Source organism: Pseudomonas sp. GW821-FHT07E12 (assembly GCF_058986605.1).
On record NZ_JBYSVX010000010.1, the window covers coordinates 129978 to 132377 of the forward strand.

Below are 2400 nucleotides of genomic sequence, written 5' to 3' on the forward strand. Positions count from 1 at the left end.
ATTCGAGTTACCAAGCCCTCGGCAGCAATGCCGGGGGTTTTTCTTTGGTGCGAGTCTTTGGTGCGAGTCTCTCGCAAGAGCCCGCACATCCATGTGTGGGGATTTGAAGGCCGGACGTGGAGAGCGGTTGTGGGAGGGACTTTAGTCCCGACGCCTTGCCGGTAGAGCCATCGGGACTAAAGTCCCTCCCACAACCGGCGGCCCGGCCCTGCTGGGAGTGTTGCGCGGAAGCGGGTTAAACTGCACGGCTCGTCATCGGGCTCGATATCCAATGCTGCAGAAACTCCGCGACAAGACCTCGGGCTGGATCGCCACGGCCATTCTGGGGCTGCTGATGATTCCGTTCCTGTTCGTCATCGATAACAGCTACCTCGGAGGCGTTGGCGCCAACAATGTGGCCAAGGTGCAGGCTCCTCCGACCTGGTGGCGTTCGGCGCCGTCGTGGTGGCCGGTCTCGCTGCTGTGGCAGCACCATGAGATCAGCACGCAGGATTTCCGCACGCGCTTCGAGCAGATGCGCATGCAGCAGCGCCAGCAGCTGGGCGACAACTTCGATCCGCGCGAGTTCGAGTCGCAGGAAAACAAGCTGAAGGTGCTCGACCAGTTGATCGACGAGCAGGTGGTGAGACTGTCTGCCGAGGATGCGGGCATCGTGGTCGGCGACGGGGTCGTGCGCGACTACATCGCCACCATCCCGGCGTTCCAGGTCGATGGCAAGTTCAATGCCGACCAGTACCGCATGGCGCTGGCGCAGGGCACGCCGCCGCGTACGCCGGCGCAGTTCGATGCGCTGGTGCGCGATGGCCTGCAGCAGTCGGTGATCCCGGACGCGATCATGGCGTCGTCGTTCAGCACCAAGGCCGAGTCGGAGCGGATTCTCAAGCTGCTCGGCGAGACCCGCGATGTCGAGCTGGCGCCGTTGCCGCAGCCGGCCGCGGACACCTCGGCGGTGAGCGATGCGCAGATCAAGCAGTGGTACGACTCGCATGTGGCCGATTTCCGCCAGCCGGAGACGGTGTCGATCGAGTACGTGGAGCTCAATGCCGCCAACATGCCGCCGGTGAAGCCGGCTGACGAGGCGACGTTGCGCAAGCGCTACGACGACGAGAAGGCGCGCTTCGTCGAGCCCGAGCAGCGCCTGGCGTCGCACATCCTGATCAGTGCGGGCAGCGATGCCGCCGCGCAGAAGGTGGCCGAGGCGAAGGCGACCAAACTGGCGGAAGAGGCCAAGCAGCCGAACGCCGATTTCGCGGCGCTGGCCAAGGCAAACTCCGAGGATCCTGGTTCGAAGGATGCCGGCGGCGACCTGGGTTGGGTCGAGAAGGGCGTGATGGTCAAGCCGTTCGAGGACGCGCTGTTCGCGATGAAGTCCGGCGAGGTGGTGGGGCCGATCAAGTCCGAGTTCGGCTATCACGTGATCAAGCTGCGTGAGATCAAGGGTGGCGAAGGCAAGTCGTTCGAGCAGGTGCGCGACCAGTTGGCCGCCGAACAGCTCAAGAGCGATACCGACAAGCAGTACTCCGATCTCAGCGGCAGGTTGGTCGATCAGGTCTACAAGAACCCGACCGAGCTGGCGTCGGCGGCGAAGGAACTGGGTCTGCCGGTGCAGACGCTGGGGCCGTTCTCGCGCAATGACGCTACCGGCGTCGCGGCGAGTCCGAACGTGTTGCGTGCCGCTTTCTCCGAGACGCTGATCCAGGACGGTACGGTCAGTGATCCGATCGAGATCGGCACCAATCACAACGTGATGCTGCGCGTCAGTGCGCATACGCCGGAGCAGGCGTTGCCGCTCGACAAGGTGCGTGATCGCGTGATCGCCGCGATCCATGCCGATCGCACCGAGCAGGCGGCGGCGAAGCTGGCCGATGCGCTGCTGGCACGTCTGCAGAAGGGCGAGACGCTGCAGGCAGTGGCGGCGGCGGAGAAGCTGCAGATCAACCCGATTCCGGGTCTGCCGCGGACCGCACCGGTCCCGACGCCCGAGGCCAGCCGCGCGATCTTCAGCGCGCCGGTTCCGGCCGCAGGCAAGCCGTCGGTCGGCAAGGTCGAGTTGGCGGATGGTCGTTACGCGCTGTTTGCGGTCACCAAGGTGACGCCGGGCGATCTGGCACAGATCCCGCCGGAACAGCAGGCGTCGCTGCGCGATCAGCTGGGTCAGATCGAGGGCAATGCTGCGGCGCGCGCCTACGTGGATGCGATACGCAAGCGCTTGAAGATTGCGACGCAGGAATCGCAGCTTTAACTGGCTGCGTTCTGTTGCAAACAAAAAGCCCGGCATTGCCGGGCTTTTTTGTAGGGACGGAAAAGATCGGCAATGGCTCTCTGCAATGGCTTTCTGTAGGAGCGGCTTCAGCCGCGAGAGGCTTTCCCGGGAAAGCCCCTCGCGGCTGAAGCCATCTC

At 64.4% G+C, this 2400-nt stretch carries 1 protein-coding gene; it reads left to right on the forward strand.

The features are described 5' to 3' along the window. Window positions 1–271 precede the first annotated feature (271 nt). Window positions 272–2242: a peptidyl-prolyl cis-trans isomerase gene (locus tag AC3WJE_RS08210; protein WP_493730283.1), complete on the forward strand. Its 1971-nt coding sequence runs from the start codon at window positions 272–274 to the stop codon at window positions 2240–2242. Window positions 2243–2400 lie beyond the last annotated feature (158 nt).

Coding starts and splice junctions, on each gene's coding strand:
- AC3WJE_RS08210 (WP_493730283.1), top strand. CDS start 272: ATGCTGCAGAAACTCCGCGACAAGACCTCGGGCTGGATCGCCACGGCC.